Annotated in this window: 26 protein-coding genes; 7 read left to right on the top strand and 19 right to left on the bottom strand. The window is 60.0% G+C overall.

Features of this window, described 5'->3' with window-relative positions:
• The first annotated feature begins 67 nt into the window (after window positions 1-67).
• Window positions 68-526: a MaoC family dehydratase gene (locus OA90_RS14210; RefSeq protein ID WP_068412785.1), complete on the top strand. Its 459-nt coding sequence runs from the start codon at window positions 68-70 to the stop codon at window positions 524-526.
• Window positions 523-1,002, top strand: a complete 480-nt coding sequence (locus OA90_RS14205) for a MaoC family dehydratase (RefSeq protein ID WP_068412778.1) — start codon at window positions 523-525, stop codon at window positions 1,000-1,002. Before OA90_RS14210 ends, OA90_RS14205 begins: the two co-directional genes overlap by 4 nt.
• A gap of 47 nt (window positions 1,003-1,049) precedes the next feature.
• On the opposite strand, the gene OA90_RS14200 is transcribed toward OA90_RS14205, so the two are convergent.
• The 14 genes from OA90_RS14200 to OA90_RS14135 form a co-directional block, all read right to left on the bottom strand.
• Window positions 1,050-2,072 carry a methyltransferase gene (locus tag OA90_RS14200; RefSeq protein ID WP_068412775.1) on the bottom strand — a complete coding sequence of 341 codons (1,023 nt, stop codon included), beginning with the start codon at window positions 2,070-2,072 and terminating at the stop codon, window positions 1,050-1,052.
• Between the two features lie 178 nt (window positions 2,073-2,250).
• Window positions 2,251-2,730 carry a GNAT family N-acetyltransferase gene (locus tag OA90_RS14195; protein WP_068412774.1) on the bottom strand — a complete coding sequence of 160 codons (480 nt, stop codon included), beginning with the start codon at window positions 2,728-2,730 and terminating at the stop codon, window positions 2,251-2,253.
• Between the two features lie 112 nt (window positions 2,731-2,842).
• The gene (gene bluB, locus OA90_RS14190) at window positions 2,843-3,505 is read right to left on the bottom strand and encodes a 5,6-dimethylbenzimidazole synthase (protein ID WP_068412773.1); all 663 of its coding nucleotides are present in this window, start codon (window positions 3,503-3,505) and stop codon (window positions 2,843-2,845) included.
• Between the two features lie 6 nt (window positions 3,506-3,511).
• Window positions 3,512-4,060, bottom strand: a complete 549-nt coding sequence (locus OA90_RS14185; protein ID WP_068413028.1) for an adenine phosphoribosyltransferase — start codon at window positions 4,058-4,060, stop codon at window positions 3,512-3,514.
• A 152-nt stretch (window positions 4,061-4,212) separates the two neighbouring features.
• The gene (locus OA90_RS14180) at window positions 4,213-5,094 is read right to left on the bottom strand and encodes an S-methyl-5'-thioadenosine phosphorylase (RefSeq protein ID WP_068412771.1); all 882 of its coding nucleotides are present in this window, start codon (window positions 5,092-5,094) and stop codon (window positions 4,213-4,215) included.
• 68 nt (window positions 5,095-5,162) lie between these two features.
• On the bottom strand, window positions 5,163-5,654 hold the full coding sequence (locus tag OA90_RS14175) for a heme-binding protein (RefSeq protein ID WP_068412769.1): 492 nt from the start codon (window positions 5,652-5,654) through the stop codon (window positions 5,163-5,165).
• Between the two features lie 69 nt (window positions 5,655-5,723).
• A complete protein-coding gene (locus OA90_RS14170) occupies window positions 5,724-6,608 on the bottom strand; it encodes a cytochrome c1 (RefSeq protein ID WP_068412756.1) in 885 nt (294 codons plus the stop codon).
• A 30-nt stretch (window positions 6,609-6,638) separates the two neighbouring features.
• Complete coding sequence (locus OA90_RS14165; protein ID WP_068412754.1) at window positions 6,639-7,904, bottom strand: cytochrome b/b6; 1,266 nt, start codon at window positions 7,902-7,904, stop codon at window positions 6,639-6,641.
• A 25-nt stretch (window positions 7,905-7,929) separates the two neighbouring features.
• Entirely contained in the window at window positions 7,930-8,490 is a 561-nt protein-coding gene (gene petA / locus OA90_RS14160) for a ubiquinol-cytochrome c reductase iron-sulfur subunit (protein ID WP_068412744.1), read from the bottom strand.
• Window positions 8,491-8,805: 315 nt separating this feature from the next.
• A complete protein-coding gene (locus OA90_RS14155; RefSeq protein WP_068412742.1) occupies window positions 8,806-10,644 on the bottom strand; it encodes an ABC transporter ATP-binding protein in 1,839 nt (612 codons plus the stop codon).
• Between the two features lie 2 nt (window positions 10,645-10,646).
• Window positions 10,647-11,075 carry a hypothetical protein gene (locus OA90_RS14150; protein WP_068412736.1) on the bottom strand — a complete coding sequence of 143 codons (429 nt, stop codon included), beginning with the start codon at window positions 11,073-11,075 and terminating at the stop codon, window positions 10,647-10,649.
• A 380-nt stretch (window positions 11,076-11,455) separates the two neighbouring features.
• Window positions 11,456-13,288, bottom strand: coding sequence for an EAL domain-containing protein (locus tag OA90_RS14145; RefSeq protein WP_199823712.1), 1,833 nt, complete (start codon window positions 13,286-13,288; stop codon window positions 11,456-11,458).
• A gap of 253 nt (window positions 13,289-13,541) precedes the next feature.
• Window positions 13,542-13,943: a DUF2177 family protein gene (locus tag OA90_RS14140; protein ID WP_068412730.1), complete on the bottom strand. Its 402-nt coding sequence runs from the start codon at window positions 13,941-13,943 to the stop codon at window positions 13,542-13,544.
• A gap of 132 nt (window positions 13,944-14,075) precedes the next feature.
• On the bottom strand, window positions 14,076-15,929 hold the full coding sequence (locus tag OA90_RS14135) for an ABC transporter ATP-binding protein (RefSeq protein WP_347876835.1): 1,854 nt from the start codon (window positions 15,927-15,929) through the stop codon (window positions 14,076-14,078).
• Window positions 15,930-16,096: 167 nt separating this feature from the next.
• Between OA90_RS14135 and OA90_RS14130 the strand changes: the two genes are divergently transcribed.
• Window positions 16,097-16,567 carry a tRNA (cytidine(34)-2'-O)-methyltransferase gene (locus tag OA90_RS14130; protein WP_068412725.1) on the top strand — a complete coding sequence of 157 codons (471 nt, stop codon included), beginning with the start codon at window positions 16,097-16,099 and terminating at the stop codon, window positions 16,565-16,567.
• Between the two features lie 45 nt (window positions 16,568-16,612).
• Window positions 16,613-17,539: an oxygen-dependent coproporphyrinogen oxidase gene (gene hemF, locus OA90_RS14125; protein WP_068412723.1), complete on the top strand. Its 927-nt coding sequence runs from the start codon at window positions 16,613-16,615 to the stop codon at window positions 17,537-17,539.
• A gap of 27 nt (window positions 17,540-17,566) precedes the next feature.
• Here hemF and OA90_RS14120 read toward each other — a convergent pair whose 3' ends face one another.
• The 5 genes from OA90_RS14120 to OA90_RS14100 all read right to left on the bottom strand — a co-directional run bounded on the left by OA90_RS14120 (window position 17,567) and on the right by OA90_RS14100 (window position 21,556).
• The gene (locus OA90_RS14120) at window positions 17,567-18,679 is read right to left on the bottom strand and encodes an HD domain-containing phosphohydrolase (protein ID WP_068413025.1); all 1,113 of its coding nucleotides are present in this window, start codon (window positions 18,677-18,679) and stop codon (window positions 17,567-17,569) included.
• A gap of 103 nt (window positions 18,680-18,782) precedes the next feature.
• Window positions 18,783-20,027, bottom strand: a complete 1,245-nt coding sequence (locus OA90_RS14115) for a CCA tRNA nucleotidyltransferase (RefSeq protein WP_068412721.1) — start codon at window positions 20,025-20,027, stop codon at window positions 18,783-18,785.
• A gap of 4 nt (window positions 20,028-20,031) precedes the next feature.
• A complete protein-coding gene (locus tag OA90_RS14110) occupies window positions 20,032-20,301 on the bottom strand; it encodes a DUF6111 family protein (protein ID WP_208986134.1) in 270 nt (89 codons plus the stop codon).
• A complete protein-coding gene (locus tag OA90_RS14105) occupies window positions 20,292-20,942 on the bottom strand; it encodes a CoA pyrophosphatase (protein ID WP_068412719.1) in 651 nt (216 codons plus the stop codon). The genes OA90_RS14110 and OA90_RS14105 overlap by 10 nt, the downstream gene beginning before the upstream one ends.
• A 38-nt stretch (window positions 20,943-20,980) precedes the next feature.
• Entirely contained in the window at window positions 20,981-21,556 is a 576-nt protein-coding gene (locus tag OA90_RS14100) for a DUF1285 domain-containing protein (RefSeq protein ID WP_068413021.1), read from the bottom strand.
• Between the two features lie 375 nt (window positions 21,557-21,931).
• On the opposite strand from OA90_RS14100, the gene OA90_RS14095 reads away from it, so the two are divergent.
• Genes OA90_RS14095 through OA90_RS14085 form a run of 3 tightly spaced genes read left to right on the top strand, consistent with a single transcriptional unit; the run spans window position 21,932 to window position 26,730 of the window.
• Window positions 21,932-22,951 carry a MoxR family ATPase gene (locus OA90_RS14095; RefSeq protein WP_068412717.1) on the top strand — a complete coding sequence of 340 codons (1,020 nt, stop codon included), beginning with the start codon at window positions 21,932-21,934 and terminating at the stop codon, window positions 22,949-22,951.
• Window positions 22,952-22,983: 32 nt separating this feature from the next.
• Entirely contained in the window at window positions 22,984-23,907 is a 924-nt protein-coding gene (locus OA90_RS14090) for a DUF58 domain-containing protein (RefSeq protein ID WP_068412715.1), read from the top strand.
• Between the two features lie 3 nt (window positions 23,908-23,910).
• A complete protein-coding gene (locus tag OA90_RS14085) occupies window positions 23,911-26,730 on the top strand; it encodes a DUF4159 domain-containing protein (protein WP_068412712.1) in 2,820 nt (939 codons plus the stop codon).
• Window positions 26,731-26,737: the final 7 nt, after the last annotated feature.

Here is a 26,737-nt window from a genome sequence, read left to right as displayed (position 1 = left end):
CGCTCTTCATCACACCGGAATGCGGATGTGTCGCGTTCCCGACCAATCACGACAGCCTTCGGAATCCATGCCCGACCTGATTCATTTTGAAGATTTCGAACCGGGGCAGGAGTTTGATCTCGGCTCGGTGACCGTCAGCAAGGAAGACATCGTCGAATTCGCAAGTGAGTTCGACCCCCAGCCCTTTCACGTGGACGAAGAGGCTGGCAAGGCCTCACTGCTGGGTGGACTGGCGGCCTCCGGCTGGCATACCGGCAGCCTGGTCATGAGCCTGCTGGCCAAGGGCCTGCTCAACAAGAGCACGTGCCAGGGGTCTCCCGGAATCAGCAGTCTCAAGTGGATGCGCCCGGTTTTCCCCGGCGACACGCTCTCGGCCAGAGTTGAAGTCGTGCGAGCCAAGAGCCTGCGCTCCAGGCAGGATCTTGGTCTTGTGACCATCCGGCTGACAACGACCAACCAGGCCGGCGCCAACGTCATCCAGTGGGAGAACCCTATCCTTTTCGCCAAAAGGGATCAGCAGGCATGACCGCATTTTTCGAAGAGATCGCCGTCGGCGAAACGCTGGACCTTGGCGCGTATACCTTCACAGGCGACGAGATTGTCCGGTTCGCGCGCAAGTTCGATCCCCAGCCTTTCCATCTGAGCGAAGAAGCCGCAGCCGAAACCCATTTCGGCCACTTGTGCGCTTCCGGCTGGCACACGGCATCAGTATTCATGAAACTGTTTGTCGCCACGCATCAGGCGCTTCACCGGCAGGCACTTGAAGAAGGGCGGACGCCGGCAAAGCTCGGCCCCTCCCCCGGCTTTGAGGATCTCAAGTGGATCAAGCCGGTTTTTGCCGGCGATACCTTGCACTACAGCCGGGTCGTGACCGGCAAGACGGAAAGCCGCAGCCGCCCCGAGTGGGGCCTGATCCATTCCGACATGCTGGCGCATAATCAGAATGGAAATCTGGTGTTTTCCTTCAAGGGAACGGTCTTCGTGGAGCGGCGCAAGAGCTGAGCGCCGGCCAGGAAAAAACAGACAGATGAAATCGGACCGGCGACGTATCAGGCGGGCTTGCGGCCATGCACGAGCATGGTCATGCCGGGGATCATCACTTCCGTTCTGACCTCGTCAAATCCGGCCGCTTCCATCAGCCCAGCCACATAGTCGCTGGTGATGGATCGGGCCTCCGGATTGAAAGCGGTATGCTGAAGCTGCCAGAGCGCGGCAAGTTTCGGACCTTCACGGTTCTCGTCGACCATGAAGTCATGCACCATGAAACGCCCGCCGGGTGTAAGCACCTCACCGGCCTTGCGCACCAGACCGGGGATCGCCGTTCCCGGAACACCGGAAAAAAGATAGGACATCAGCACCGCGTCCGCGCTTTCCGGCCAACTGTCCTTGAGCGCGTTGCCCGGGCGGTAGGTGATCCGGCCCGAAAGTCCCTCTTCCGCGATGAATTCCTCGCCAACCCCGGCCACATTCGGAAAATCAAGAATGGTCGACGTCAGTTGCGGATAGGCCTTGCACAGGGAAATCGAAAACGCGCCGGTTCCCCCGCCGACATCCAGAAGCGTTTTCACCTTGGACAGATCCACCATTTTCGCAAGCCCGCGCCCCGGTCCGAGTGAACCGGCATGCTGGGAGCGCGAATAGAGCCGCGCTTCTTCCGGGTCGCTGAACCAGTCCTCGTAGGACGCAACCTGATCCTTGTCGAGACTGTCGGTCAGCGCATCGTTGAGCTGGGTCATGAACGGATACATCTGCCTGTCGATCTGAAACCGCAGATAATCACCGAAATCATATTTGCGCCCTTTCACAAGAAACGCTTCGGCCGCTGGAGAATTGGTGAACCCGTCCCCATCCCGGCGCACCAGTCCGAGGCTTGTCAGCGCCGTCAGCAATGTCGTCGCACGGTCGAGATCAAGAAGACTTTTCGCAGCGACTTCTTCCGGAGTTAAAGTCGCTTCGGAAAGAGTTGAAAACAATCCCACATGCAGAGCAGAAAAAAGGGCTTTTGACCCCATGAATCCGAAAGCAATTTCCGAGATGTCTTCAGCTGACTCGAGCGACTTGACTTCAGGCATAAAATTCCTTCCTCAGAAATTCTGAGCAAAACAGGGTCGGGTCCCCCTCGAACGAGGGAGATGATGGTGGGATATGGCAATTATAACTATTGTTCGCTGCAGTGCAACTTGGCACGCGGAGACGGCGCTCACAGCGGAAGAGCTCCGTCAGCGCTCAACTCTTGAAGGGTAATCCGGTTCAGAGAGTTCGGGCGAACAGCACTTCGTCGCGGATCTCGATACCGTAGTCGCCGCGCAGCGGAATGGCCGGCTTCTGTTTCCGCTCTTCGTCGATAACCCCCTGGCCGATCCGCTCCAGGCGGAAACCGCGGCGCTGGTAGAAGCGGAAGGCATCCAGATTGTCGTTGGAGGTGCGCACGGTCAGCCTCGGGACGTTTTTCGACCGCGCCTCACTGATCACCGCATCGAGCAGCTGGCTGCCAACCCCGCCCCAACGGTTGATCGAATCCAGCGTCAGGATTTCCCACTCGCCCTCGCGCTTGACCAGCGTGACGAGGCCGACAAGTTCAGCGCCGTCATAGGCGACATATCCGGGCAGGCGCGAAGCATCGAGCATCTCGTTATCAAGCATGATCTCCGGCGCGGTCCAGCGGTCCGTGAGCAGCTGATGCACGTCCGCATGGTCTCTGTCTTCGGTATGTCGAATGATCACAGGCATTAATCGCTCCCAGATCAACCTGCCGTCATGCGGCAATACACGACGGCAATAGCGTTGACCGCTTTTGAAACACAAGTGCAGCAATACCGGGTTCGTCCGAACCCGGGATGCTCTAACGCCGAAACAACCGCGTCTCCACAGGACTGCGCGCTTGCCACTGCGCGCGTTCAAGTTCCGGATCGATATGCTCTTCTTCCGGAAAACCGACGCATAGATAAGCCACGAGCCGCCAGTCCTCGTCAACCTTGAGGATTTTCCCGACGGCGCCCGGATCCAGGATCGATACCCAGCCGACACCGACGCCCTCCGCCCGCGCCGCCAGCCAGAAGGTGTGGATCATGCTGACAGTGGAATAGGCGAGTGTCTCCGGCATGGTGGCCCGTCCGAGGCCATGTCCCTGTGCGGGCTCACCATCGCAGAAGACGGCCAGATGAACGGGTGCTTCCTTCAGGCCCGCAAGCTTGAGCTGCCGGTACCGCTGCGCCGCGTCCTCGTCATAGCGGCGCGCGGCCGCTTCGTTTTCCGTCTCGAAAGTCGTGACGATACCTGCCCGCTTTTCCGGGCTGTCGACGATCACGATCCGCCAGGGCTGGCTGTTGCCGACGGACGGCGCAAGATCGGCCAGAGCGAGAAGATGATCGAGAACACCCTCGGGAAGAGGATCGGTCCGGAAGCGGCGCACATCGCGGCGCCACTTCAGCAGGGTTTCGAAGTCCCGCTGAAACGCCTGCGAAAATTCCGGCTTGCCGCCCCCTGTGCCGGTTCCTCCCTGCATGAGCGCTCAGTGACCCGGAAATTCCACCAGGGTGCGCACCGGAACGTTCATCGCTTCCAGCTTCTTGCGCCCGCCCAGATCCGGCAGATCGACGATAAAGACAGCCGCCTCGATATTCGCACCCATGGACCTGAGCAGCTTGCAGGCCGCCTCCGCGGTCCCGCCCGTGGCGATCAGGTCATCCACCACGATGACCCGGTCCCCCGGCTGAATGGCGTCCTTGTGCATTTCCATCTCGTCCAGGCCGTATTCCAGCGAATAGGCGATGCGCACGGTCTCATGCGGCAGCTTGCCCTTCTTGCGGATCGGAACGAAGCCCGAGGAAACCTGATGGGCAACCGCGCCGCCCAGAATGAAGCCGCGCGCCTCGATGCCGGCAACCTGATCGACCTTCGATCCGGCCCACGGCTGCACCAAAGCGTCCACCGCACGGCGGAAGGCCCTTGCATCGCCCAGCAGCGTGGTGATGTCGCGAAACAGTATCCCTTCGCTCGGATAGTCCTTGATCGTGCGTATCGACGAGATCAATTCATCCTGGATCGTCTGTTCGGTCATCGAACTCTCTTTCTGGTGCGGTTCCCGGAACAGTGGCAACTGGGCCGGGCTTTTGATCTGACGCCGGACCGGGACCGGGTCCGGCCGTGGTTTATAGCAAGTTTGGGCCGCCGGTCGAAGTCATTTCACTCGCGTCCGCAGTTGGCCCCCGCTCAGGTGGCCTTGTTCAGAATGCGTCCGGCAACGGCGTCCAGTTTGGCGACCAGTTCCGGATCCCGTTTTTCCGGCGCCGTCATCATGGCGAACTCCAGCGCCGTGTCGGAACCGGCCGGGCAGGATTGATGTTCGCGCGGCAGGTCGCGGGCAACGCGGGCAACGAGACGCTGCGCATTGTCGGCATTTTCGTGCAGCACCTTGATGATCGCCTGGATGTCGACCTCACCGTGGTCCGGATGCCAGCTGTCGTAATCGGTGACCATCGCAACGGTCGCGTAACAGATCTCGGCCTCGCGGGCGAGCTTGGCTTCCGGCATGTTTGTCATGCCGATCACATCGCAACCCCAGGATCTGTAAAGCTTGCTTTCGGCGAGTGAGGAAAACTGCGGCCCTTCCATGGCAAGATAGGTCCCGCCCTTGGTGTAGGCGAGGTTTTCGGCTTCTGCTGCGGCGGCAACGGCATCGACGAGTTTCGGGCTGACAGGGGTCGCCATGGACACATGGGCGACGCATCCGGTACCGAAAAAGCTCTTTTCCCGCGCGATCGTCCGGTCGATGAACTGATCCACAAGCACGAACCTTCCCGGCCCCAGTTCCTCCTTGAGCGAACCGCATGCGGAGACGGACAGCAGGTCGGTGACACCGCAGCGCTTCATGACATCGATGTTGGCGCGGTAATTGATGGAGGTCGGCGAATAGACATGGCCCCGGCCATGACGCGGCAGGAAGACGATCTTCAGTCCGTCAACGGTGCCGATCCGCACCTGATCGGAAGGTGTTCCCCATGCGCTTTCGACACTGATCCACTCCGAATTCTCAAGACCCGGCAAATCGTAAATGCCCGACCCGCCGATGATGCCCAAGACTGCGTCTGCCATGCCCGCTCCTGATAAATATCCGGTCCATCCGGCCCTGGGTTTCAGCGCCGGACAACAATCCGCGTGGTTTATTTCAGTTGATCGGCAATTGCGTCAAGGCCGGCTTTGGCGCATTGCGCCTCGTTGTCGCCGCCGCCACCGCCGGCAACGCCGATGCCGCCGAGCAGTTCACCGGACTGGGACACGATCGGCAGCCCGCCGCCAAGCGTCACCGCGCCCGGGACGGTCGCAAGGCCCCAGGCCCTGCCGGGTTCGGCGAGCGTATCCATATCGAGCGTGGGCATGTTGAAGCTTGCCGCCGTCCAGGCCTTGCGCCGTGCCGTTTCGGCCACATGCGCCCCGCCCATGTTGCTGCGCAGCGTCACCTGTTCGACGCCAAAGCGATCGACAACCGACGCGCCGACCTGATGTCCGGCCTCGGTGCAGACCTCGACCGCCCGCAGTGCGGCTCTCATGGCGATCTGCAGGTCCAGAACAGCAACCGAATGCATTGCCGCGGATTGGGAAAACACCGATGCGGGAAAAAGCAGCACGCCCAGGAAAATCGATATGCGGCGCATTCCGTCACCTCTCAAAGAAAAAGCCGCCGGGAACCGGCGGCTTTCATAATGCACTGTGTCAACGTTCGATCAATGGTCGACGTTGCTCCAGATCTTCTTCTTGGTGAAGTAGAGCAGGCCGGCAAAGAAGATGAGGAAGATCATCACGCGGAAGCCGATTTTCTTGCGCTCTTCGAGATGCGGCTCTGCAGCCCACATCATGAACGCGGAAACGTCGCGTGCATACTGATCGACCGTCATCGGCGTGCCGTCGGTATATTCGACGATTTCTTCCGAAAGCGGCGGCGCCATGCCGATCGGGCCACCGGTCAGATGCTCATGCGCGCACTCTTCCGCAGTCACCGAACCGCCAAGGAATTTCGGGTTGTAGTAACCGCTGAAATCCTCTCCCAGACACGCCGGATTTTCTTCCGGATAGCTGGTCAGCAGCGCGTAGATGTAGTCCGGGCCCTGCTCCTGATACTGGGTAAACGCATCGAAGACGAACCACGGAAAACCGCGATGTCCGGCGCGTGCTTTTGCCAGCAGCGAGAAGTCCGGCGGATAGGCTCCGCCGTTGGATGCACGTGCGGCTTCCTCGTTCGGGAACGGTGACGGGAACTTGTCCGCCAGGATACCCGGACGATCGTACATGTCGCCATCGCTGTTGGGACCGTCGACGACCGTATACTCGGACGCGATCTGCTTTGCCTGATCCTCGGTAAAGCTAGGCCCGCCGTAATCGGCAAGGTTACGGAAGGCGAGCTGCCGCACGCCGTGGCACGACGCGCAGACTTCCTGGTAGACCTTGAAGCCACGCTGCAACTGGCCGCGATCGAAGAAGCCGAATGGTCCGGAGAAGGACCATTGCTCACGCTCGATATGCGGCGCGTTACCAGCGGCAAGAGCCGGGGTGGCGGCGGCAAGGGCCGCCACCGTGGCGAAGGAACGAACCATTTTGATCATGGTGCTCATTGTCTCAACTAACTCCTGATCCGGTTCGCGTTACTTCGTGTCCGGTGCGGCTGTCGCACCGGCCGGCTTGCCGGCCCCGCTCTTCAGCACCGCTTCGGAAATGGAAGTCGGCACCGGCCGCGGTTTCTCGAGGAACCCGAGCATCGGCAGGATGATCAGGAAGTGGGCGAAGTAATAGATGGTGCAGATCCTGGAGAGAAGAACATAGGTTCCTTCCGCCGGCATCGCGCCGAGATAACCGAGCGCCACCGCGTTCAGGGCGAAGATCCAGAAGAACTGCTTGAACAGCGGACGGTAGGTGCCGGAGCGGACCTTGGATGTATCCAGCCAGGGCAGGACAAACAGGATCGCGATTGCACCGAACATCGCCACAACACCGCCGAGCTTGTCGGGAACGGCGCGCAGGATCGCGTAGAACGGCAGGAAATACCATTCGGGTACGATATGCGCCGGGGTCACCAGCGGGTTCGCCTCGATATAGTTGTCCGGATGGCCCATGTAGTTCGGCACATAGAAAGCGAACCAGGAGAAGAAGATCATGAAGACGACGATCGCGAACAGGTCCTTTACCGTGTAGTACGGATGGAAAGGAATGGTGTCCTGCTTGGTCTTCGGTTGCACACCGGTCGGGTTGTTGTTGCCCGTCGTGTGGAATGCCCACACGTGCAGGATAACCACGCCGAATATCATGAACGGCAACAGGTAATGCAGCGAGAAGAAGCGGTTCAGCGTCGCGTTATCGACCGCGAAGCCGCCCCACAACCAGGTGCGGATCGCCTCGCCGACCATCGGGATGGCCGAGAACAGGTTGGTGATAACCGTCGCGCCCCAGAAGGACATCTGGCCCCAGGGAAGCACGTAGCCCATGAAGGCCGTGCCCATCATGATCAGGAAGATGATCACGCCGAGGATCCAGGAGATCTCGCGCGGCGCCTTGTATGAGCCGTAGTAGAGACCGCGGAAAATATGGATATATACGGCGATGAAGAACATCGACGCGCCGTTGGTGTGCAGGTAGCGCAGCATCCAGCCGAAATTCACGTCGCGCATGATATGCTCGACACTGTCGAAGGCGAGGCCCGCGTTCGGCGTGTAGTGCATCGCCAGGACGATGCCGGTGATGATCTGCGCGATCAGCACGAAAAAAAGGATGCCGCCGAAGGCCCACCAGTAATTCAGGTTCTTCGGGGTCGGGAAATCGACAAAAGAGCCGCGCACGAGCGAAATGACCGGCAGGCGGCTCTCCAGCCACTTTGCCGCGGCGCTCTGCGGTACATAGTTTGAATGTCCAGCCATGGCTGTCTCCTGAAATTTCTTGCCGTTAGCCGATCTTGATCGTCGAGCCGCTGACGAACTCGAGCGGCGGAATCAGCAAATTCTCGGGAGCCGGGCCCTTGCGGATACGGCCGGCGGTATCATAGTGAGAACCGTGACACGGGCAGAACCAGCCACCGAAATCGCCGGAATCGCCGATTGGCACGCAGCCCAGGTGGGTACAGATCCCGACCTGAACCAGCCAGTTTTCCTGACCGGCGACGCCGCGGTTGGGGTCGGTTGCCTGCGCATCCGCCGGAAGGTTGGCGTTTCGCGCCAGCGGGTCCGGAAGATCGTCCACGGGAACAGCCTTGGCTTCGTCCACTTCCGTTTCCGTACGGTTGCGGATGAAAACTGGCTTCCCGCGCCATTTGACTGTAATTGACTGGCCCTCTTCGACGGCAGACACATCGACCTCGATGGAAGCCAGAGCCAATGCGGAGGCATCCGGGTTCATCTGATCGACGAACGGCCATACCAGCGCGCCGGCGCCTACAACGCCCATGGCGCCAGTCGCAATGTAGAGGAAATCGCGGCGGGTCGGTTCCGCCTGTTCCGAATGTACCAAGGTCGCGTCCTCTCGAAACCTGTTCAACCTGTACCGAAAGCCCGCATAACGTTCGGGAGACCCTTCTTTTCAGGAAAGAAGGGGCTCGGAACGATGCCGGGCTTCTCGGGGACCGGGTACGGCACTCTCTCCGCGCCGGTCAAGCGGTTTGTCTTTTTGCACCCTTCGAAACGCTTGTCCAGTTCAACAAACGCCTCGAAACATATATGTCGCAGCCAAAAGCTCCGCCTTGCCGCTTTTCTGCCCTTATTTGGTTAAGAAGCGCAAGACCGTAATTCAACTGAATCTCGGTCCCGCGTTTCTTCTTTGTTAATATTAGGCCGCAACGACGGACGAGAGGAACCCGCCGGACTGGTGCTGCCACAGCTGCGCATAAAGACCGTTCTTCTCAAGAAGCTCCTGATGCGAGCCCTCTTCGATGATTCGGCCTTCGTCCATGACGATCAGCCGGTCCATGGCCGCGATGGTCGACAGGCGGTGGGCAATCGCGATCACGGTCTTACCCTCCATAAGGTCGAACAGGCTGTCCTGAATCGCCAGTTCCACCTCCGAATCGAGTGCCGAAGTCGCCTCGTCGAGAACCAGGATCGGCGCGTTTTTCAACAGCACCCGGGCGATCGCGATCCGCTGGCGCTGACCACCGGAAAGCTTGACACCCCGTTCGCCGACATGGGCATCCAGCCCGGTGCGGTCATTGAGGTCCGACAGGTCCCGCACGAAGCTGTGGGCATGCGCTTTTTCGAGCGCAGCTTCCACCTCGATACGGCTGACGTCCGGCTTGCCATAGGCAACGTTCTCGAAAATCGACCGGTGCAGCAACGATGTGTCCTGCGTCACGACACCAACATTGGCGCGGATATCGTCCTGGCGCACCTTGGCGATATCCTGACCGTCGATCAGTATCCGGCCACGCTCCAGGTCGTAGAACCGCAGCAGCAGGTTGACCAGCGTGGACTTTCCGGCGCCGGACCTGCCGATCAGGCCGATTTTCTCTCCGGAGCGGATTGTCAGGTCCAGATCCTCGATGACACCTGACTGCTTGCCGTAATGGAAGCAGATCCCCTCGAAGCGGATTTCGCCTGCGGGAACCGCAAGTCCGACGGCATCCGGAGCATCGACGACATCCCGCTCCCGCGCGATGGTGTTGATGCCGTCCTGAACCGTTCCGATATTCTCGAACAGTCCCGACACTTCCCACAGGATCCATTGCGACATGCCCTGAAATCTGAGGACAAGCGCAACCGCCACCGCAATTTCACCCGTGGTCACCCGCCCGACCTGCCACAGTCCGATCGACATCGCCGCCACCGAGAACAGCAGCAACATGTTGATCATCGTCAGGGTGATGTTCATCCCCGTGACCAGCCGCATTTGCCGAAAGACAGTTTTCAGGAACGACGTCATCGACGTCCTGGCATATTCCTCCTCGCGTTCGGCGTGGGAGAACAGCTTGACCGTCGAGATGTTCGTGTAGGCATCGACGACATGCCCGGTCATGAGCGACCTCGTATCCGCCTGCTCCCTGGAAACATTTTTCAAGCGCGGAATGAAGATCCGCATGGTCACCATGTAGCACCCGAACCAGGCTGCGAACGGGATCAGGAAATAGAGGCTTGCATCCGCCACCACGAACAGGGCGGCAATGAAATACACCGCGACATAAACCAGAATGTCGGCGATGCGGGTCACGACTTCCCGAACCGAAAGCGCCGTCTGCATAAGCTTGTTGGCGATCCGGCCAGCAAAATCGTTCTGGTAGAACGATATACTCTGCCGAAGCAGATAGCGGTGAACCCGCCAGCGTACCGACATGGGATAAGTGCCCATCAGACCCTGATGGAAAAGGATTTCCCAGATGGCGGCGCAGCCCGGGAGCAACACGACGACCACCAATCCCATCCATATCAGTTGCGGCCAGTTGTCCTGAAAGAATGTCTCCGCGTTTTCCGTGCCGAGCCAGGTAACCAGCTCGCCAAGAAACGTGAAGATCATCACTTCCAGGAACGCGATAATCGCGCCCAGAACCGAGACCGCGGCCAGGATCGGCCACACAGGTTTGGTGTAATACCAACAGAAGGCCCAAAATCCGTTCGGAGGCACATCGAGGTCCGTTTTTTCAAACGGATCAACGAGTTTTTCGAACCGGTCAAACATGTTTACCTCTCAGACCCGATCAACCGCAGAACAGAGACCAGATGCAGTGAACTGTCTTGAAGCGGCGGTTGCTGAACCGGGCGAACAAAGCTGTCGGGAGCGCACAGACGCGAGCCGGCGACCAGACACGTAAATGTAAGGGCAAGGATGAACGTCCCCCAGAAAAGCGCGGCGAGCTGGTCGGCGAACACCGTCACCGGGATCAGCTCACCCGCAACTTCCAGAGCCTCGATCCGGCCCAGATTGAAAACGAGCACCGGAATGAAAAACATCACGGCAATCGCGAAAGTCAGTGCCAAAAAGACTCCACCGGCCACCGCAATGCGGCGGATACGGCGAAAAAGTCCCGGTTGGGGCTCTTTCGGAGGCGGCACTTCGAAATCCGAACGCTCTGCCAGGGCAGCGACGTGCGGTGCGTATTGAATAGACATCGGAATCAGCTCCGAAACGGGATCGTTATACTGGTGACGGCAGACACGGGTACAACACGCGTGCAGCACGTACGGAACGGCTTGAGCCGGTCACCGCAAGGTCTTGAAGAATGGAGAGGGGCTGTGGCTTCCTAGCGGAAGCGGACAGCGGAACCCGGACAACCCATGAAGGCGGCAGATGGGTGGATCATGCGACGATCTATCATGTAAGCCCTCCTGGTTGCGCAGCCGGGCGGCTGCTTGGGTTGAAAAGCCAACCATCGACGGTTGACTGGCTACGTTGGTAACCGCAATCGCAGGCGTTGAAAAGAAAAAATGCGACCAAATGCAGCATGACGGAGCGACTGTTGCCGTTGGGACACAACCGCTTCCACATGACTCTAATGCGTTTCGAACTGCGGCATGAAATCCTGGAAATGCAACTCCGCTTGTCTCGGGGTCATCGGCTTTGAGATCACCTCTCCCTGGATCACCGCGCAACCTGACTTTCTCAGGATCCCCGCCTCTTCCGGCGTGTTCACACCTGCCGCGGATGTTTCCAGCCCGAGCGTGACGGCCAGCCGGATGATCGATTCGACCAGTTGCTGCTGACTTGTCCCGTCCCTGAGGCCCGAAATCAGCAACGGACTGATCTTCACTCTGTTGGCATTGAGATGAATGAGCTGACCGGCTCCGCCATTTCCGCTGCCGAACTTGTCCAGTGCGATCTGGCAGCCCAACTCGGAAATCTTGCCGAGATGATCCCCCAGACCCTCGGGCTCGTCGAGCCGGATTATACTCTCGTCCAACTCAACGACGATGTCCTGCCTAGCGAACAGGTTCTCCTCGCACAGGTCCGCGACAGCATCCTTGAAGCCCGCGTCCTTCAGGCTCGCGCCCGTCAGGTTGACGGACAGGAAAAAGGGATGGTTCGAGGTTTCCCGGAGCCGCTTGATCTCCGTAATCCCGCCGCGTAGCGCAAAATGTTCAATTCTGGCTATGCGTTTGAAATCTTCCTGCACGGACAGCATCTCGACCGGGTCGACCAGCCCTTGTGAAGGATGCAGCCAGCAAGCGGATGCCTCGTAACCTATGATCCGTTGGTGTTCGAAACTGTATTGCGGCTCCAGAAGCAGGGTCAGTCGGCCGGATTCCAGGTCCTGGTCGAGCTGCGCCATCGTCATGCGCTTATGGCGATGTGCCGCTCCAAGGGAATCCGTATACCAGGCGATCCGGCTGCGTCCCGATTTCTTGGCGGCATAGAGCGCCATGTCGGCGCGGTTGATCAATTCGGAAGCACTCGACTTCGCATTCTCGGCGAGCACCAGCCCGACACTGACGCTCACCTGCAGGCTCAGGCTGTCCACCTTCACGGGTTTTGCCAGGCCATCAAGGAGCCGGCTGCCCAGCGCCTGCAACTCCTCGCGGCTGCACGGCTCGCAAACGACCGCGATAAACTCATCACCGCCAGTCCTTGCGGCAAGCCCCCTGTCCCCCAGCACTGACTTGAGCACATTGGCGGCGTGCCGCAGGACGGCGTCTCCCACCCCGTGGCCATGGCTGTCGTTGATTTCCTTGAAATGGTCCAGATCGAAATGAATGATGCCGATGTTCCGCTCCGCCTCATTGGCCGCCGAGACGGCTTCCTGAAGAAACTTCGACAGTTTGGCCCGGTTGGCTATGCCGGTCAGATCGTCATGTTCGGCCTGGTGCTTGAGCGTTTTGCGAGCCAGTTCCAGCTCTTTCATGTGCTCAACCTGGCTGGTGACGTCACGGCAAATTACGATTATTTTCGAGGCTTCCGAAGTCTTTCCTTCGAAAACCGCGAAGGTCAGCTGGTTCCAGAAATACTCCCCGTTCTTGCGTCTGTTCCGGATCAGCTCCTCGAAACCGGACTGGTATTTTGTCAAATCGAACTTGTAGGTCTCGATTTCTTCCGGAGGAATCTGGCTCTCTGGCGCGAGAATGAATTCCTGCGGCCGCCGCCCCCGGATTTCTTCGGCGGAATAGCCTGTGATGCGGGAATAAGCCGGGTTGGTCCATTCAATACGCCCGTAGATGTCCTGCATCACCAGGCCCTCATGGGCATGTTCCACCACGAGTTTCAGGATGGCGGCATCGTTGCCGAATTCGGACACACCCGTATCCTGCGCCGCAGCGTTCCTTCTGAGCCCACTTAAATACCCGATGACGAAGAAAACAACCACCGCCACCAGACAGATTATCAGATCCAAAATTGGCAATCCCGCCAAAAATCCTGACATAACCCGCCTTCACTTCAGGGAACAATCGGATTTTACCTTATTGGAAAATCCACATACAATTTCTAATCAGGAAATCACCTAATGAATATTGTCATTAATATCAATAATTACTTGCCCTCAAACCTGTAAGTTCGGCGAAAATTGTAAAAAAACGACAGGATCTAGACTGAGAACTGGCGAAAATTTATGCCGGTTGCACCTTATAAAGCTGCATGACGCCTTTTCAGGAAACCAGTCGGGTCAGAAAATAGCCTGAACCGGCGGAGAAGGCCGACAAGGTGGTGCCCCAGGCAATATCCACGGCGACAACGCTCAGCGGCCAGTTTTTGAGCGTCGCGAAGTTGGTGACATCATAAGTCGCATAGGTGAAGAACCCGAACAGGGCACCATAGACGACGGCAGTCCCCATGCTGCCATTCTTGAGCGCGGGCCCCACCGCGAAGATGATGATCCCCACAACGTAGACAACATAAAACACCGCCGCAGCGGTCAAATTGGGCTTCTCCATCATCAGATGCCCCAGCCGGTCGAAATAGAACCGGGTGGCGATCTGCGACAGCCAGATGAAGTCCACGGCAAGAAAAACCGAAACCGTAAGAAAATAGGCGATAACGAGCTGTGGCATGGAAACCTCTTTTGGATTGCGGGAGGTCTACGGACTGGAAGCCGTGGCGGATCAGCGGTTATCTGCCCGAAGCGCGGTGTCATACGGTTACCGCCCGGATGTGAGCCCCTTCCCTTCGCTTCAACCATGCCCTCAGGCCGGCTCGGTTTCCGTTTTCAGGAACCCACCGGACTGACGCTGCCAGAGTTGCGCGTAGAGACCCGTTTCATTGGCCAGAAGGGCTTCATGGCTCCCCCCCTGCACGATCCGCCCCTTGTCCATGACGATCAGGCGGTCCATGGCGGCAATCGTCGACAGGCGGTGGGCAATGGCGATCACTGTCTTTCCGGCCATCAATCCCTGCAGGTTTTCCTGGATAGCCGCTTCGACTTCCGAATCCAGAGCCGAGGTCGCCTCGTCGAGCACGAGGATCGGGGCATCCTTCAGGAGCACCCGTGCAATGGCGATACGCTGACGCTGGCCGCCCGACAACTTGACACCGCGTTCACCCGCGAATGCGTCAAACCCTTTCCGGCCCCGCTTGTCCTCGAGGCCCCGGATGAAATCGAGGGCATGCGCCTTGCGGGCGGCCTCGATCAGTTCCTCTTCGCTTGCCGATGTCCGCCCGTAAAGTATGTTTTCCCGGATCGAGCGGTGCAGCAGGGACGTGTCTTGCGTCACCATGCCGATGGCTCGGCGCAGGGTATCTTGCGACACGTCCCTGATGTCCTGGCCATCCACGAGGATCCGCCCGGATTCCACATCAAAGAACCGCAGCAGAAGACTTGCCAGGGTGGTTTTGCCCGCGCCCGACGGCCCGACAACACCTAACCGCTCGCCCGGATTGATCTTCAGGCTCAGATCATCGATCACGCCGTTCTTCTTGCCGTAGTGAAAACGGATGTTCTCAAATGTCACCGCGCCTGCCTGTACATTTAGGTTCCGGGCATTCGGCACGTCGGAAAGCGTTATCGGCTTGACGATGGTTTCCATGCTGTCCTGAAGCGATCCGAAGTGGCGGAACAGGCCGTTGAGCTGATTGAACAGCCGGTTGAGCAGGATGTTCAGCCGCAGGACCAGACTGAGCGCAAAGGCGACATGGCCGGTGCTGACGGCTCCATCCTGCCAGGCCTTGAGCGCCATGCCGGTGATCGCGACGATCATCACCCCGTTGAGAATGACCATGGTCATACGGACCGTGGTCAGGAGCCGGGTGAATGCCTGCAGTTTGCCGATAAAGGCCTCTACCGCGGATTTGGCACCCTGGCTCTCCTCCACTGTGGAGCCGAACAACTTCACGGACTGGATATTGGTATAGGTATCTACGAGACGGCCCATCACACCGGAATAGGAATTGGCGGCGGCCCTGGACGCATTGCGGACGCGTGGCACGAAGGCCCATGCGATCACAACGAAACAGATCAGCCAGAGCCCGACAATCGCACCGAGCCGCATATCCAGCTCCGTGACCAGGATCAGTGTGGTGATGGCGTAAACCAGGATAAACCAGACGACCTGCAGCAGGTTGACCATGAAGTCTCCGGCGGAATAGCCCGATTGCATGACCTTTTGCGACAGCCGCCCGGCCAGATCGTCCTGAAAAAAGCCGAGGCCCTGTTTCATGACCCGCCCATGGCATTGCCAGCGCACCATGTTGAAAAATCCCGGAATGATGGTCTGTTCTTCAACAAGCGCCATGAGTGTCAGCGTGACCGTCCGCAGCACGAGCACGACAAGAACCATCCCCAGAAGCGTCCAGGCGTTGTCGGTGAAAAAAGTCGCCTTGTTTCCGCTGTCCAGCAGATCGACGATATCGCCAAGGAAGTTGAAAATCCCGACCTCGATAAAGGCCACGGCGCCACCAAGCACCAGCATCGCGGCAAAGGGCCAGCGGACCTGGCTGATGAAATACATTAGAAAGGCGATGCCGCTTCGCGGCATATCCTTGCTGGGCGGGGCCCGGAACGGATCGATCCAGGTTTCAAAGACACGAAAAATCGGGGACACAGGCGTCTCCATGGAGGCAGGAGCGAATCTTGCTCACATGCTAGGGTGTGGTTTCATAAATGGGAATGAAACGACATGGGAAATAATGTAACGACCGGGGCCGTACCGATGACAAGGACGTCCGCCGCTGCTATGCCCGCAGCCTGTTGTCAGTTGCCCAGGATCCCATGCCCGACATAGCCCTCTTTCAGCCGGATATCCCGCAAAACACCGGCACGATCCTGCGTCTTGCCGCTTGCATGGGGGTCACCGTGCATCTGATCGAACCTGCTGGCTTTCCGATCTCCGACAGCGCGCTCAAACGCGCAGGCATGGATTATCTGGAAAGGGCGTCAATGCGGCGCCATACCTGTTTTGAGGATTTCGACACCTGGCGCAGGGACAGGGACCGGCGCCTCATTCTGCTGACCACAGGCTCGGATACCGATTATACGGGCTTTTCCTTCAGCCATGAAGATATTTTGCTGATGGGCCGTGAAAGCAGCGGCGCTCCGCAGGAGGTGCATCAGGTCGCCGACGCCCGGCTCAGAATTCCCATGGCCGAGGGCATGCGCTCCATCAATGTGGCGGTTTCCGCCGGGATGGTGCTGGGCGAGGCCTTGCGGCAAACGGACTCATTTCCTAAAACGCCGGAATAATCCAGTTTCCGTCCATGACAGACCAGAACCTTCAAGGCCGATCACATGAATGCTGCCTCTCCTGAAACTCGTGGCGGTCCGGTCCCGGACGGTATCGAAGAAAAGAAGATCACTGCCCCGGACTGGTTCCAGCAATTGCGAGACCGGATCTGCAAGGCCTTCGAGGATCTGGAGGACCATATTGGCTCCCTCACCGGCCCTTGCGCCGATCAGCCCGCGGGCCGGTTCGAGCGCACTCCCTGGGAGCGGACCGACAGCTCGGGCGCCAAGGGCGGCGGAGGCGTGATGTCCATGCTGCATGGCCGCGTGTTCGAGAAGGCAGGCGTGCATATCTCGACAGTTCACGGTGAATTTTCGCCGGAGTTCCGCGGCCAGATTCCCGGCGCCAAGGAAGACCCGCGCTTCTGGGCTTCCGGCATCAGCCTGATTGCCCATCCGCGCAACCCGCATGTTCCCGCGGTCCACATGAACACCAGAATAGTCGTGACCACCCGCCAGTGGTTCGGCGGCGGCGCGGACCTGACACCGGTTCTGGATGCCCGGCGCACTCAGGACGACCCGGACACGACAACCTTCCACGCGGCAATGCAGGCCGCCTGCGACGCCCATGAGGTTGCGGACTACCCAGCCTACAAGGCCTGGTGCGACGACTATTTTTACCTGAAACACCGCAACGAGCCGCGTGGTATCGGCGGCATTTTCTACGACTACCTCAACAGTGGCGGCTGGGACGACGATTTCGCCTTCACCAAAGACGTCGGGCTGGCGTTCCTGAATGTCTATCCGGAACTGGTGCGGCGGAACTTCGAGAAGACCTGGACGGACGCGGAGCGCGAGGAACAGCTCATCCGGCGCGGCAGATACGTGGAATACAATCTGCTTTACGACAGGGGGACGATTTTCGGCCTGAAAACGGGCGGAAACGTCGCGTCCATCCTGTCCTCAATGCCGCCGCTGGTGAAATGGCCGTAATACCAACTTCAACAAACAAGACCGCTGTCAGGCGGCGGCACCGCCACTGGCGTGTATCGATTGCCGCTTCACGTCGCCGAGATCCCGCTTCAGAACCATATCCTGAAAACTGGAGAGCATCTCCTGGTCCAGTTTCGGACCCATCTTCCTCATGATATCGATGGCGACCCGGGCCGGAGCGCCATCCTTGTAGGCCCGTATCTCGGTCAGCGCGGAGAAGATATCGCTGATCGTCATCAGACGAACCGGCGGGGAAATCCGGCTGCCATCAAGTCCCAGCGGGTAGCCGGAACCATCCATGTATTCATGATGCTGGATCGCGATTTTCTTGATCCCGACCGAAACTTCCATACGTGGCTTGAGAATGTCGCGGCCGAATACCGGGTGTTTGTATATGAGCTTGCGCTCTTCCCCGGTCAGCGCATCCGGCTTGTCGAGGATGGAGAGCGGAATGCGCATCTTGCCGATATCATGCACCAGGCCCCCGGCGATCACTTCCTTGCACTCTTCTTCCGTCCAGCCCAGGTGCAGTGCGAACATGCCCGCAACACCCGCCACCATCAGGGAATGGCTGTAAGTCCCGCTGTGATGGGTGTGCACGGCCTCCAGCCAGGTGGAAAGGCCGTTGAGCGAGAGAGCCGTCAGCAATTCTTCGGCGCTGTCGTTCAGAAGTTTGATCTGGATAGGTGAATCTTCCACAGTCGAAAGGCAGAGACTTTGCAGAAACGCGTTGCTTTTCCGGTAGGCTTCAACGGTTTGCGCGGGCGCATTCTCAGGCAGGGCAGCACACAGGTCTTCGTTGACGAGACTGTTGATCCGTTTCAGCAGCAGGACCAGTGGCATATCGCGATCGCACAAGTGCGCATTTCCGAGCGCCGCTGCCTGAATGCTTTCCCGGCGGGACTTCCTGTCAACCAGGCAAATGACCGGAACGGAGGCGAGGTCTTCCCAGATTGCCTTGAGAACCTTTAATCCCGGCTCGGTTGCGTTCTGTAACTCCACGACAGCAATTTTTGCGTCGGCAACCGTTTGCGGCGACAGAGTGATCATATCGACCAGTCGCGCGGCAAAGAAAAACGGCAGCTTGCGCGCGGGTGAATCGACTGGAAGAGGTCCGTCTGAAATCAGAACAATTTCCACTCTCTGCCCCCCAATCGCACCCATCTAAATGTTCAAATCAAGTCTACACGTTTAATCATGAACAAACTCTGGAAGAGATCGCGCAATTTTCTTTAAAATACGCTTAAAGGCATTCCGTAATGCGCCTCATAAGTTCCCTTTTGCTGAGCCCGAATCCACTTTCACGCCACTCCTCTTCCAGACACTTGAGAAAATTACCTAGTCCCGAACCAGGCGGATGTCCTGCCGCGATCAGATCAGCCCCCTTCAGCGGGAACTCCGGCACCGGCTCTGTCCGCAAACCTGAAAGCAGCTCTGCAAACCTGTGATCGTCAGCGGTTTTCCGGGCACGCAGATCCGCCCAGACCGCGAGCAACCCGTCGACAGCCCCCAGGCGGCCGAACTCGTAAAGAAGCGAAGCCGCCGATGGCAGATTCACCGGGTCCTTCAACCGTTTCATGACCGCCCAGGCAGCTTTCATCCTTTTGCGTTCCGCATTGGAAAGGCGGAGCCGGTCGCAGACCCGTTCAATATCCTCGCGGACGAAACCGGCAAGAACGACCAGTGCGAGTTCAGGATCCCTGGTTTCCGGGGCCAGATCCTCCAGCCCCCGCAAGGCGTTGAAATCTTCTGTGCGCGCAAGTCCGCCCGTCGCGATCTCCCAGAGCCCGCAATCGTTCATGAGGCGCAGGGCCGGGGCGGCCCGCCGCGCACGCAAAAGGCGGCGCATCTCGTGGCCGATCCGTTCGCCGGACAATTGCCGCAGGCCTTCTCTCTGCCGCAGGCAGGCCCCCAATCCGTCCGCGTCCATGTCGCCCTCTCCGTAGGCGGCGAAGATCCGGAAGAACCTCAGGATGCGGAGATAGTCCTCCCGGATGCGCGCATCTGGATCTCCGATGAAGCGGACTTGCCCGGCGAGACAATCCTCCAGGCCGTCAAGAGGGTCATACAGACGGCCCCTCCTGTCGGCATAAAGCGCGTTCATGGTGAAGTCCCGGCGTTCGGCGTCCCTCACCCAGTTCGTGCCGAAGACAACCCGCGCCTGCCGGCCGAAGGTCTCGACGTCTTCGCGCAAGGTGGTGACCTCATACGGAAGACCGCGGCTCACGACAGTTACCGTTCCGTGGTCAAGGCCGGTTCCGATGGCTTTCAAGCCCGCCACGCGCGCGCGCTCCATCACGTTCTGCGGCAAAGCAGTCGTCGCGATATCGACGTCCGGCACCGGATGCCCCAGAAGCGTGTTGCGGATGGCCCCGCCCACGACGCGTGCCTCGTCGCCATCCTGTTCGATGGCGGCGAACACGGCCTGGACAGCCGCGCTCTGCAGCCAGTCCGCCCGGGCAAGTATCTCGTCCGCAGCCGATGACATGGTGTTATTCGAACCGTCCGGGAACAAAAACGCCGTCCTGCATTCCGGACGGTATGAAGTTCAAGCCTTGAGGACTGCGCTCGAGCAAGGCCATTCCGGCAAGACCCGAGATGACCAGAACGAGCCCGGCAAGCGTCAGCCATGCGATAGGCCCCTTGGACCAGCGATCCGGATGGCTGCTCCGCTTGCTGAGCCACAGCCACAGGGCGTAGCAAAAGAACGGCAACAGAAACAGAAACAGGTGCGTAAGGACAATTCGAAGCATCAGCGACATACCGTTTCGTAAAATGAGTGGATGATACCGGCGGTAACACCCCAGATATACCGTTCACCGAAGGGCATCGCGTAAAAGTAACGCCGACGCCCCTCCCAGTTCCGGCTCAGCTTCTGGTGGTTGGCGGGATCCATGAGAAAAGCGAGCGGCACTTCGAAAATGTCATCGACTTCCTCAGGATTGGGACGCAAGGCGGTTGCCTCCGTAACGGCTCCCACGACCGGTACGACACGATAGCCGGAGCCGGTCAGATAGGGTGCCAGACTTCCGAGAAGTTCGACACGCCTCGGCTGGAGACCGATTTCCTCCTCCGCCTCCCGCAGTGCCGCTGCGACAGGCCCCTCGTCCTGCGGATCGATCTTGCCTCCGGGCAAGGCGATCTGGCCCGCATGGGAATTCAGATGCCCGGTGCGCTGGGTCAGGATCACATTGGGCCCATCCCGGCCGTCAACCAGTCCGATCAGAACCGCGGCATCCCGGGGTGGGCCCTCCCATCTTGCATAGGGCCCCAGATCCGGGTTGAGAATGTGGTCGCCCGTTTCCAGTTCGCGGTTTCGCCCGGAGGCATCCGCAAGACGTTCCCGCAGGTACTGCGCCCAGTCGGATCCGGTACTTGAAGTGTTCACAAGGGGAGCAGTCATGAAGTCAGCCGTCTGGTATCGTTTCAGGGATCGGGTACTCATTCCAGCGCGTCGAGCAGATCGCGAGGCAGGCTGAAAAACGCACCTCCGCTCCAGACCCCCAATGCCACACCATTTCCCTCTTCTCGTTCTTCCAGCATGTCCGCAAGCTCATACATGAGGGCGCGCGTAAAGAGCGCCTCGAGCCTGCCTCTGACAAGAACATAGGGCTTGAGACCTCCGCTGTCCGTTTCTTTTTCAAACCGCACCGGATGATCGGGGCCAACGGTCACGAGATCCCCAAGATTCGTCCGGAGCGTCACGGCCTGGTCTTGCCCCTTGCCCTCCACCGCCATTTCGACGGCAAGCAGCGGCGCATCCTCCACGGTGATGCCGATTTTCTCCACCGGGGTGACCAGGTAGTGCCTGCCGTCCTCATCCTTGCGCAAGACAGATGCGAACAGCCTGACGAGCCTTTCGCGTCCAATAGGCGAACCGAGATAGTGCCAGGTTCCGTCCCGGGCGATGCGAATGTCGAGATCTCCGCAAAAAGGCGGGTTCCATTTTTCTACCGGAGGCGGCGCGCGGTCCGCGCCATCCGCGCGGCTCATCAGCGCTTTCAGGCCTTCCGGCATCCTTTTGCCGATATCGGTGGAACGCTCCGTCATGGATCTTTTCTTCTCCGGCAGGTTGTGGGGTTTTCACTGGCGGCTTTTTCGCTGCCCGTATCGTTATTCAACAGGAAACCCTTGCAAGTCGGGGTGCAGGACACCGCGAAATTTAACAGTTCCGATCCTCTCGCAATTGTCATTGCCCTCTTTCACCCCACCGAAAGCGGGAGTTTTCCCCAAAGCATGGGAAGATTCTTCGATCTTTCCACTGTATGGCGCACATTTGCGCCTTATCTACCCTTTCATATGGTGTCAGAGTGTTCGAGTCGCAGCTGCCTGACCAGGGCGCTTTCCAATTCGGCACGGCCGCCGGAAGATGAAAAAAGGGAAAGGTGATTAATGAGCGTTGTTTCCCCCAACACCCCGACCGAACAGGAACTCGCCGCTGTCGCGGAGAACGCCGAGCGTGCGGTCGATCGCATCACGGACGCCAGGGCAGACATTGCACGGATCATCTTCGGGCAGGAAACCGTGGTCGAGCAGACCCTCGTCACCATCCTCGCCGGTGGCCACGGGCTTCTGGTGGGCGTTCCCGGCCTCGCCAAGACCAAGCTCGTGGAAACGCTCGGCACCGTGCTCGGGCTCGACGCCCGCAGAATCCAGTTCACCCCGGATCTGATGCCCTCCGACATTCTCGGTGCGGAGGTGATGGAGCAGAGTTCGGATGGCGGCCGCTCGTTCCGTTTCATCCCCGGCCCCGTATTCTCACAGCTTCTGATGGCCGATGAGATCAACCGCGCCAGCCCGCGCACCCAGTCGGCATTGCTTCAAGCCATGCAGGAATATCACGTCACGGTGGCGGGAAATCCCCATGACCTGCCACGGCCTTTCCATGTGCTCGCGACCCAGAACCCGCTGGAGCAGGAAGGCACCTACCCCCTGCCCGAAGCCCAGCTCGACCGATTCCTGATGCAGATAGACGTTCACTATCCCGATCTGGACGCAGAACGCCGCATCCTTCTGGAAACCACCGGCGCCGACCAGGCCAAGGCCAGAACGGCGATGACAGCCGAGGAGCTGTCCGAATACCAGCAGCTCGTACGCCGCATGCCGGTTGGGGAATCAGTCGTTGAAGCGATCCTCAAGCTCGTGCGTTCAGCGCGCCCGGAAGAAGGTGCAGCCGCCTCGGACGTGACCAACCTGATCGCCTGGGGACCCGGACCACGCGCCAGTCAGGCCCTGATGCTGACAGTGCGGGCGCGGGCGCTGGTGGATGGCCGCCTGGCTCCTTCCGTGGATGACGTTCTGGCACTTGCCGAACCGATCCTGCAGCACCGCATGGCCCTGACCTTCGCCGCGCGGGCGGACGGGCACACGGTCCGAGATGTTATCAGCCGGGTCAAAGAAAAGATCGCCTGACCCCGAACCCACTCTCCCAGGAGCCAGACGGAATGGATCCCAGCAGCACGACGGCAGGCATTGACCAGGGCACATGGCCGAATGTGATCGGCGAAGCCCGCACAGTCGCGGACGCGCTGCCGGATCTGCTGGTCGATGCCAACCATGTCGCAAGCTCCATAATCTCCGGATGGCACGGCCGCCGCCGCGCCGGCCCCGGTGAAAGCTTCTGGCAGTTCCGCCCGTTCAACATGGGAGAACCGGCCAAGCGCATCGACTGGCGGCGTTCCGCCCGGGACGACAGCCTCTATGTCCGCGAACGGGAATGGGAAGCCGCCCATACGGTCTGGCTCTGGGCCGATCTGTCCTCGTCGATGGTCTTCCAGTCCCGTCTCGCGGGCGTCAGCAAGCGCGACCGGGCCATCGTACTCATTCTGGCGCTGGCCGACATGTTGGCGGAAACCGGTGAACGCATCGGTCTTCCGGGTCTGACACGGCCGTTTTCCGACCGCCGCGCGGCCGAAAGGCTCGCCGATGCCCTGACCCATCTTTCCAGACCTGTCGCACTGCCGGACACCATCGCGGTGAAACGCTTCGCGGATGTGGTCCTGATATCCGACTTCCTTGATCCCATCGAGGACATCGCCGAATGGATCGCCAGGCTGGCGGGCACCGGCGCCCGCGGTCATCTGGTCCAGGTGCTCGACCCTATAGAGGAAACCTTTCCTTTTGATGGCCGCGTCGAGTTTACCGACCCGGAAAAAGGCATCCGCCTGACAGCCGGACGGGCCGAGAACTGGCGCGAGGATTACAGGAAAAAGCTGGAAGCCCACAGGGCGGAAATCCGGGACATGGCCCGCAGGGCCGGATGGACCTATGTTCTTCATCATACGGACCGGCCGGCGTCCGAACCCTTGCTGGTCTTGCACAGCGCGCTTTCGGGTGCGCTGGATGTCATGCAGAGAGGAGGCGTCTGACCCGTGTTAGCCGGTCTGCCCCTGACGTTCACCGCGCCCTTGATCCTGGCGGCGCTCGCCCTTTTGCCGGTCATTTGGTGGCTGTTGCGGATGACCCCGCCGCGCCCGCGTGAAATTGCCTTTCCACCCACACGTCTGCTGCTCGGCATCGATCAGCATGAGGAAACGCCGCAGCGCAGCCCCTGGTGGTTGACGCTGCTGAGGCTGCTTCTGGCCGCCATCCTGATCATCGCCCTTGCCGGCCCTGTGTGGCGCTCCGCCGATCCGGTCGAAACCGGACAAGGTGTGCTCTGGATGCTGGTCGATAACGGCTGGACCTCCGCAAGGGGCTGGGACGCGCAGGTGAGCGCGGCCGAGCAGATCCTCATGGCCGCCGAACAGGACAGTCAACCGGTTCTGTTTGCCGCCACCGCCGAGGGGCCCGCGCAGAATTTTACCCCGGAGGCCGCTGCAAGCGCCCTGGAAAAACTGCGTGCCCTGGAACCCCGGCCCTATCCGCCACGACGCAGCGAATTGAATATCGGTCTGCGCGAAGCGGCCCGCTCATCGCCTCCCGGCGCCGTCGTCTGGCTTTCCGACAGCACCAGCACCAGGGACAGCTTTCTGACCGACCTCGCGCAGACCATCGGTCAGGTCCCCGTCACGGTTCTGACCGGTCTCGAAACACCCATGGGCCTGAAAGATCTGGCGAATGACGCCGACGCACTTTCGCTGACGGTTGTCCGCCATCCTGACCAGCAACTCAGCTCCGCGACCTTGCGCGCTCTCGATCTCAAGGGGCTCGTGCTCGGAGAGGTTCAGGCCAGCTTTGACGCCGGCGCCACCGAAACCAGGGCCAGCTTCGACCTGCCGAGCGAGTTGCGCAACGATATCGCCCGGGTGGAAATCTCCGGGCAGGCCGCGGCCGGGGCCGTGCAGCTTGTCGACGACAGCTGGCGCCGCCGGACCGTGGGGCTGATTTCCGGCCAGTCCGGCGACCTCGATCAGCCGCTTCTGTCGCCGGTCTACTACCTTGAGCGCGCACTTGCTCCGTTCTCGGACATCCGCCGCCCCCGGGACAGCGACATCGCCGTGGCCGTGCCCGCCCTGATCGACCAGGGCATCTCGGTTCTGGTTCTCGCCGATGTTGGCCGCCTGCCCGACACGACGGTTCAAACCCTGCGCGAATGGGTACAGAACGGCGGCACTCTGGTTCGTTTTGCCGGCCCCCGGACCGCCGGTGGCAGCGACGAGCTGATCCCCGTACGCCTAAGAGCCGGAGACCGCTCACTCGGCGGTTCCTTGTCCTGGAAACAGCCTCAACATCTCGCGGTTTTCCCCGAAGGCTCGCCCTTCTCGGGACTGAAGGTGCCAGAGGAAGTGGCCGTAACCCGTCAGGTCCTGGCGGAGCCCACTTCCGATCTGCCCGACCGAACCTGGGCAATGCTGGAGGACGGCACACCACTGGTGACCGCAGTTTCCATCGGAGCCGGCAGTGTGGTGCTTTTTCACGTCACGGCGGATTCCTCCTGGTCAAACCTGCCCCTGTCCGGCGTTTTCCTGAACATGCTGCGCCGGATTCTTGCTGTCTCCAATGTTGCCGCGGCTTCAGAAACCGCCGAGGACGGCACACCGTCCCAGAGTGTTCTGCCGCCGCTGCGCCTTCTCGACGGCTATGGCCGCTTCGGCCCGCCACCGGTTGAAGTCACGCCGGTCGGCGCCGCCGCGTTCCGCGAAGCGCAAGCCAGCCGCAGGACACCGCCGGGCCTCTATGGCACGGAGGACGGTTTCCGCGCGCTGAACCTGATGCAAAGCGACGACGCGCTTATGCCGCTTGACCTTGCCGCCTTCGAAGGCGACGCCACCGAAGCCCCCTATCCCGCCTCCGATCCTCTGGACCTCAGATCCGTGTTCTTCACCCTGGCTTTCCTTTTGATGGTCGTTGACGCCATCGCCGTCTTCCTGCTGGCAGGCGGCCTGAGCCGTCTCGGGCTGCGCGGCAGGGCTGCCAGCATGGCGTTTGCCATCGCAGTCGGCGGAATGACATTGGCGACCATCACGCCCGATGCCGCACGCGCGCAGTCCACATCGGCGGAATTGCAGGCTCTGGAGTCGACCCTGCAGACACGGCTCGCCTATGTGTTGACCGGCAATCCTGAAATTGACGACACCAGCGCCGCCGGCCTTTCCGGCCTGACCCAGTTCCTTGCCGAGCGCACCGCTCTTGAACCTGGCTCGCCGATTGCAATTGATATCGCCAGAGACGAACTGTCCTTCTATTCCCTGCTCTATTGGCCGATAGATCCGGCCGCGGACAAACCCGACGACACGACAATCGCGCGCATCGACACCTTCATGCGCAATGGTGGCACGATCCTGTTCGACACGCGCGACCATATAAACGCGACCGCCAACGAATTTGCCTCAACACCGGCAACGCTCAAACTGCGTGAAATTCTTGAGGATCTGGATGTCCCCCCCCTGGAACCGGTTCCCCTCGATCATGTGCTGACCAAGGCCTTCTATCTGCTGGATTCATTTCCCGGCCGCTATGCGACAAGCCCGCTGTGGGTGGAAAGCCTGGAGGAAAGCACGGCAAGGGGCGACCGGCCGGTGCGCGCCGGCGACGGAGTGTCCCCCATACTGATCACCGGAAATGACTTTGCTGCCGCCTGGGCGATTTCCGAAACGGGCGAATTCATGTTTCCGACGGTGCCGAACAGTCTGTCGCAGCGCGACTATGCCTTCCGGTCCGGCGTCAACATCGTCATGTACGGCCTGACCGGCAACTACAAAGCCGATCAGGTGCATATCCCTGCCCTGCTCGAACGGCTTGGACAATAGGAACCCC

It is taken from the genome of Labrenzia sp. OB1 (assembly GCF_001624695.1).
GTDB lineage: Bacteria > Pseudomonadota > Alphaproteobacteria > Rhizobiales > Stappiaceae > Roseibium.
Note: the sequence above shows the minus strand (reverse complement) of the source record. Positions and strands in the feature narration are given on the sequence as shown.

Coding starts and splice junctions, on each gene's coding strand:
- OA90_RS14155 (WP_068412742.1), bottom strand. CDS start 10,644: ATGTTTGACCGGTTCGAAAAACTCGTTGATCCGTTTGAAAAAACGGAC.
- OA90_RS14205 (WP_068412778.1), top strand. CDS start 523: ATGACCGCATTTTTCGAAGAGATCGCCGTCGGCGAAACGCTGGACCTT.
- OA90_RS14130 (WP_068412725.1), top strand. CDS start 16,097: ATGCCCGACATAGCCCTCTTTCAGCCGGATATCCCGCAAAACACCGGC.
- OA90_RS14165 (WP_068412754.1), bottom strand. CDS start 7,904: ATGGCTGGACATTCAAACTATGTACCGCAGAGCGCCGCGGCAAAGTGG.
- OA90_RS14110 (WP_208986134.1), bottom strand. CDS start 20,301: ATGTCGCTGATGCTTCGAATTGTCCTTACGCACCTGTTTCTGTTTCTG.
- OA90_RS14090 (WP_068412715.1), top strand. CDS start 22,984: ATGGATCCCAGCAGCACGACGGCAGGCATTGACCAGGGCACATGGCCG.
- OA90_RS14175 (WP_068412769.1), bottom strand. CDS start 5,654: ATGCGCCGCATATCGATTTTCCTGGGCGTGCTGCTTTTTCCCGCATCG.
- OA90_RS14105 (WP_068412719.1), bottom strand. CDS start 20,942: ATGACTGCTCCCCTTGTGAACACTTCAAGTACCGGATCCGACTGGGCG.
- OA90_RS14095 (WP_068412717.1), top strand. CDS start 21,932: ATGAGCGTTGTTTCCCCCAACACCCCGACCGAACAGGAACTCGCCGCT.
- OA90_RS14115 (WP_068412721.1), bottom strand. CDS start 20,027: ATGTCATCGGCTGCGGACGAGATACTTGCCCGGGCGGACTGGCTGCAG.
- OA90_RS14210 (WP_068412785.1), top strand. CDS start 68: ATGCCCGACCTGATTCATTTTGAAGATTTCGAACCGGGGCAGGAGTTT.
- OA90_RS14150 (WP_068412736.1), bottom strand. CDS start 11,075: ATGTCTATTCAATACGCACCGCACGTCGCTGCCCTGGCAGAGCGTTCG.
- hemF (WP_068412723.1), top strand. CDS start 16,613: ATGAATGCTGCCTCTCCTGAAACTCGTGGCGGTCCGGTCCCGGACGGT.
- OA90_RS14200 (WP_068412775.1), bottom strand. CDS start 2,072: ATGCCTGAAGTCAAGTCGCTCGAGTCAGCTGAAGACATCTCGGAAATT.
- OA90_RS14100 (WP_068413021.1), bottom strand. CDS start 21,556: ATGCCGGAAGGCCTGAAAGCGCTGATGAGCCGCGCGGATGGCGCGGAC.
- OA90_RS14140 (WP_068412730.1), bottom strand. CDS start 13,943: ATGCCACAGCTCGTTATCGCCTATTTTCTTACGGTTTCGGTTTTTCTT.
- OA90_RS14195 (WP_068412774.1), bottom strand. CDS start 2,730: ATGCCTGTGATCATTCGACATACCGAAGACAGAGACCATGCGGACGTG.
- OA90_RS14170 (WP_068412756.1), bottom strand. CDS start 6,608: ATGAGCACCATGATCAAAATGGTTCGTTCCTTCGCCACGGTGGCGGCC.
- OA90_RS14180 (WP_068412771.1), bottom strand. CDS start 5,094: ATGGCAGACGCAGTCTTGGGCATCATCGGCGGGTCGGGCATTTACGAT.
- OA90_RS14185 (WP_068413028.1), bottom strand. CDS start 4,060: ATGACCGAACAGACGATCCAGGATGAATTGATCTCGTCGATACGCACG.
- bluB (WP_068412773.1), bottom strand. CDS start 3,505: ATGCAGGGAGGAACCGGCACAGGGGGCGGCAAGCCGGAATTTTCGCAG.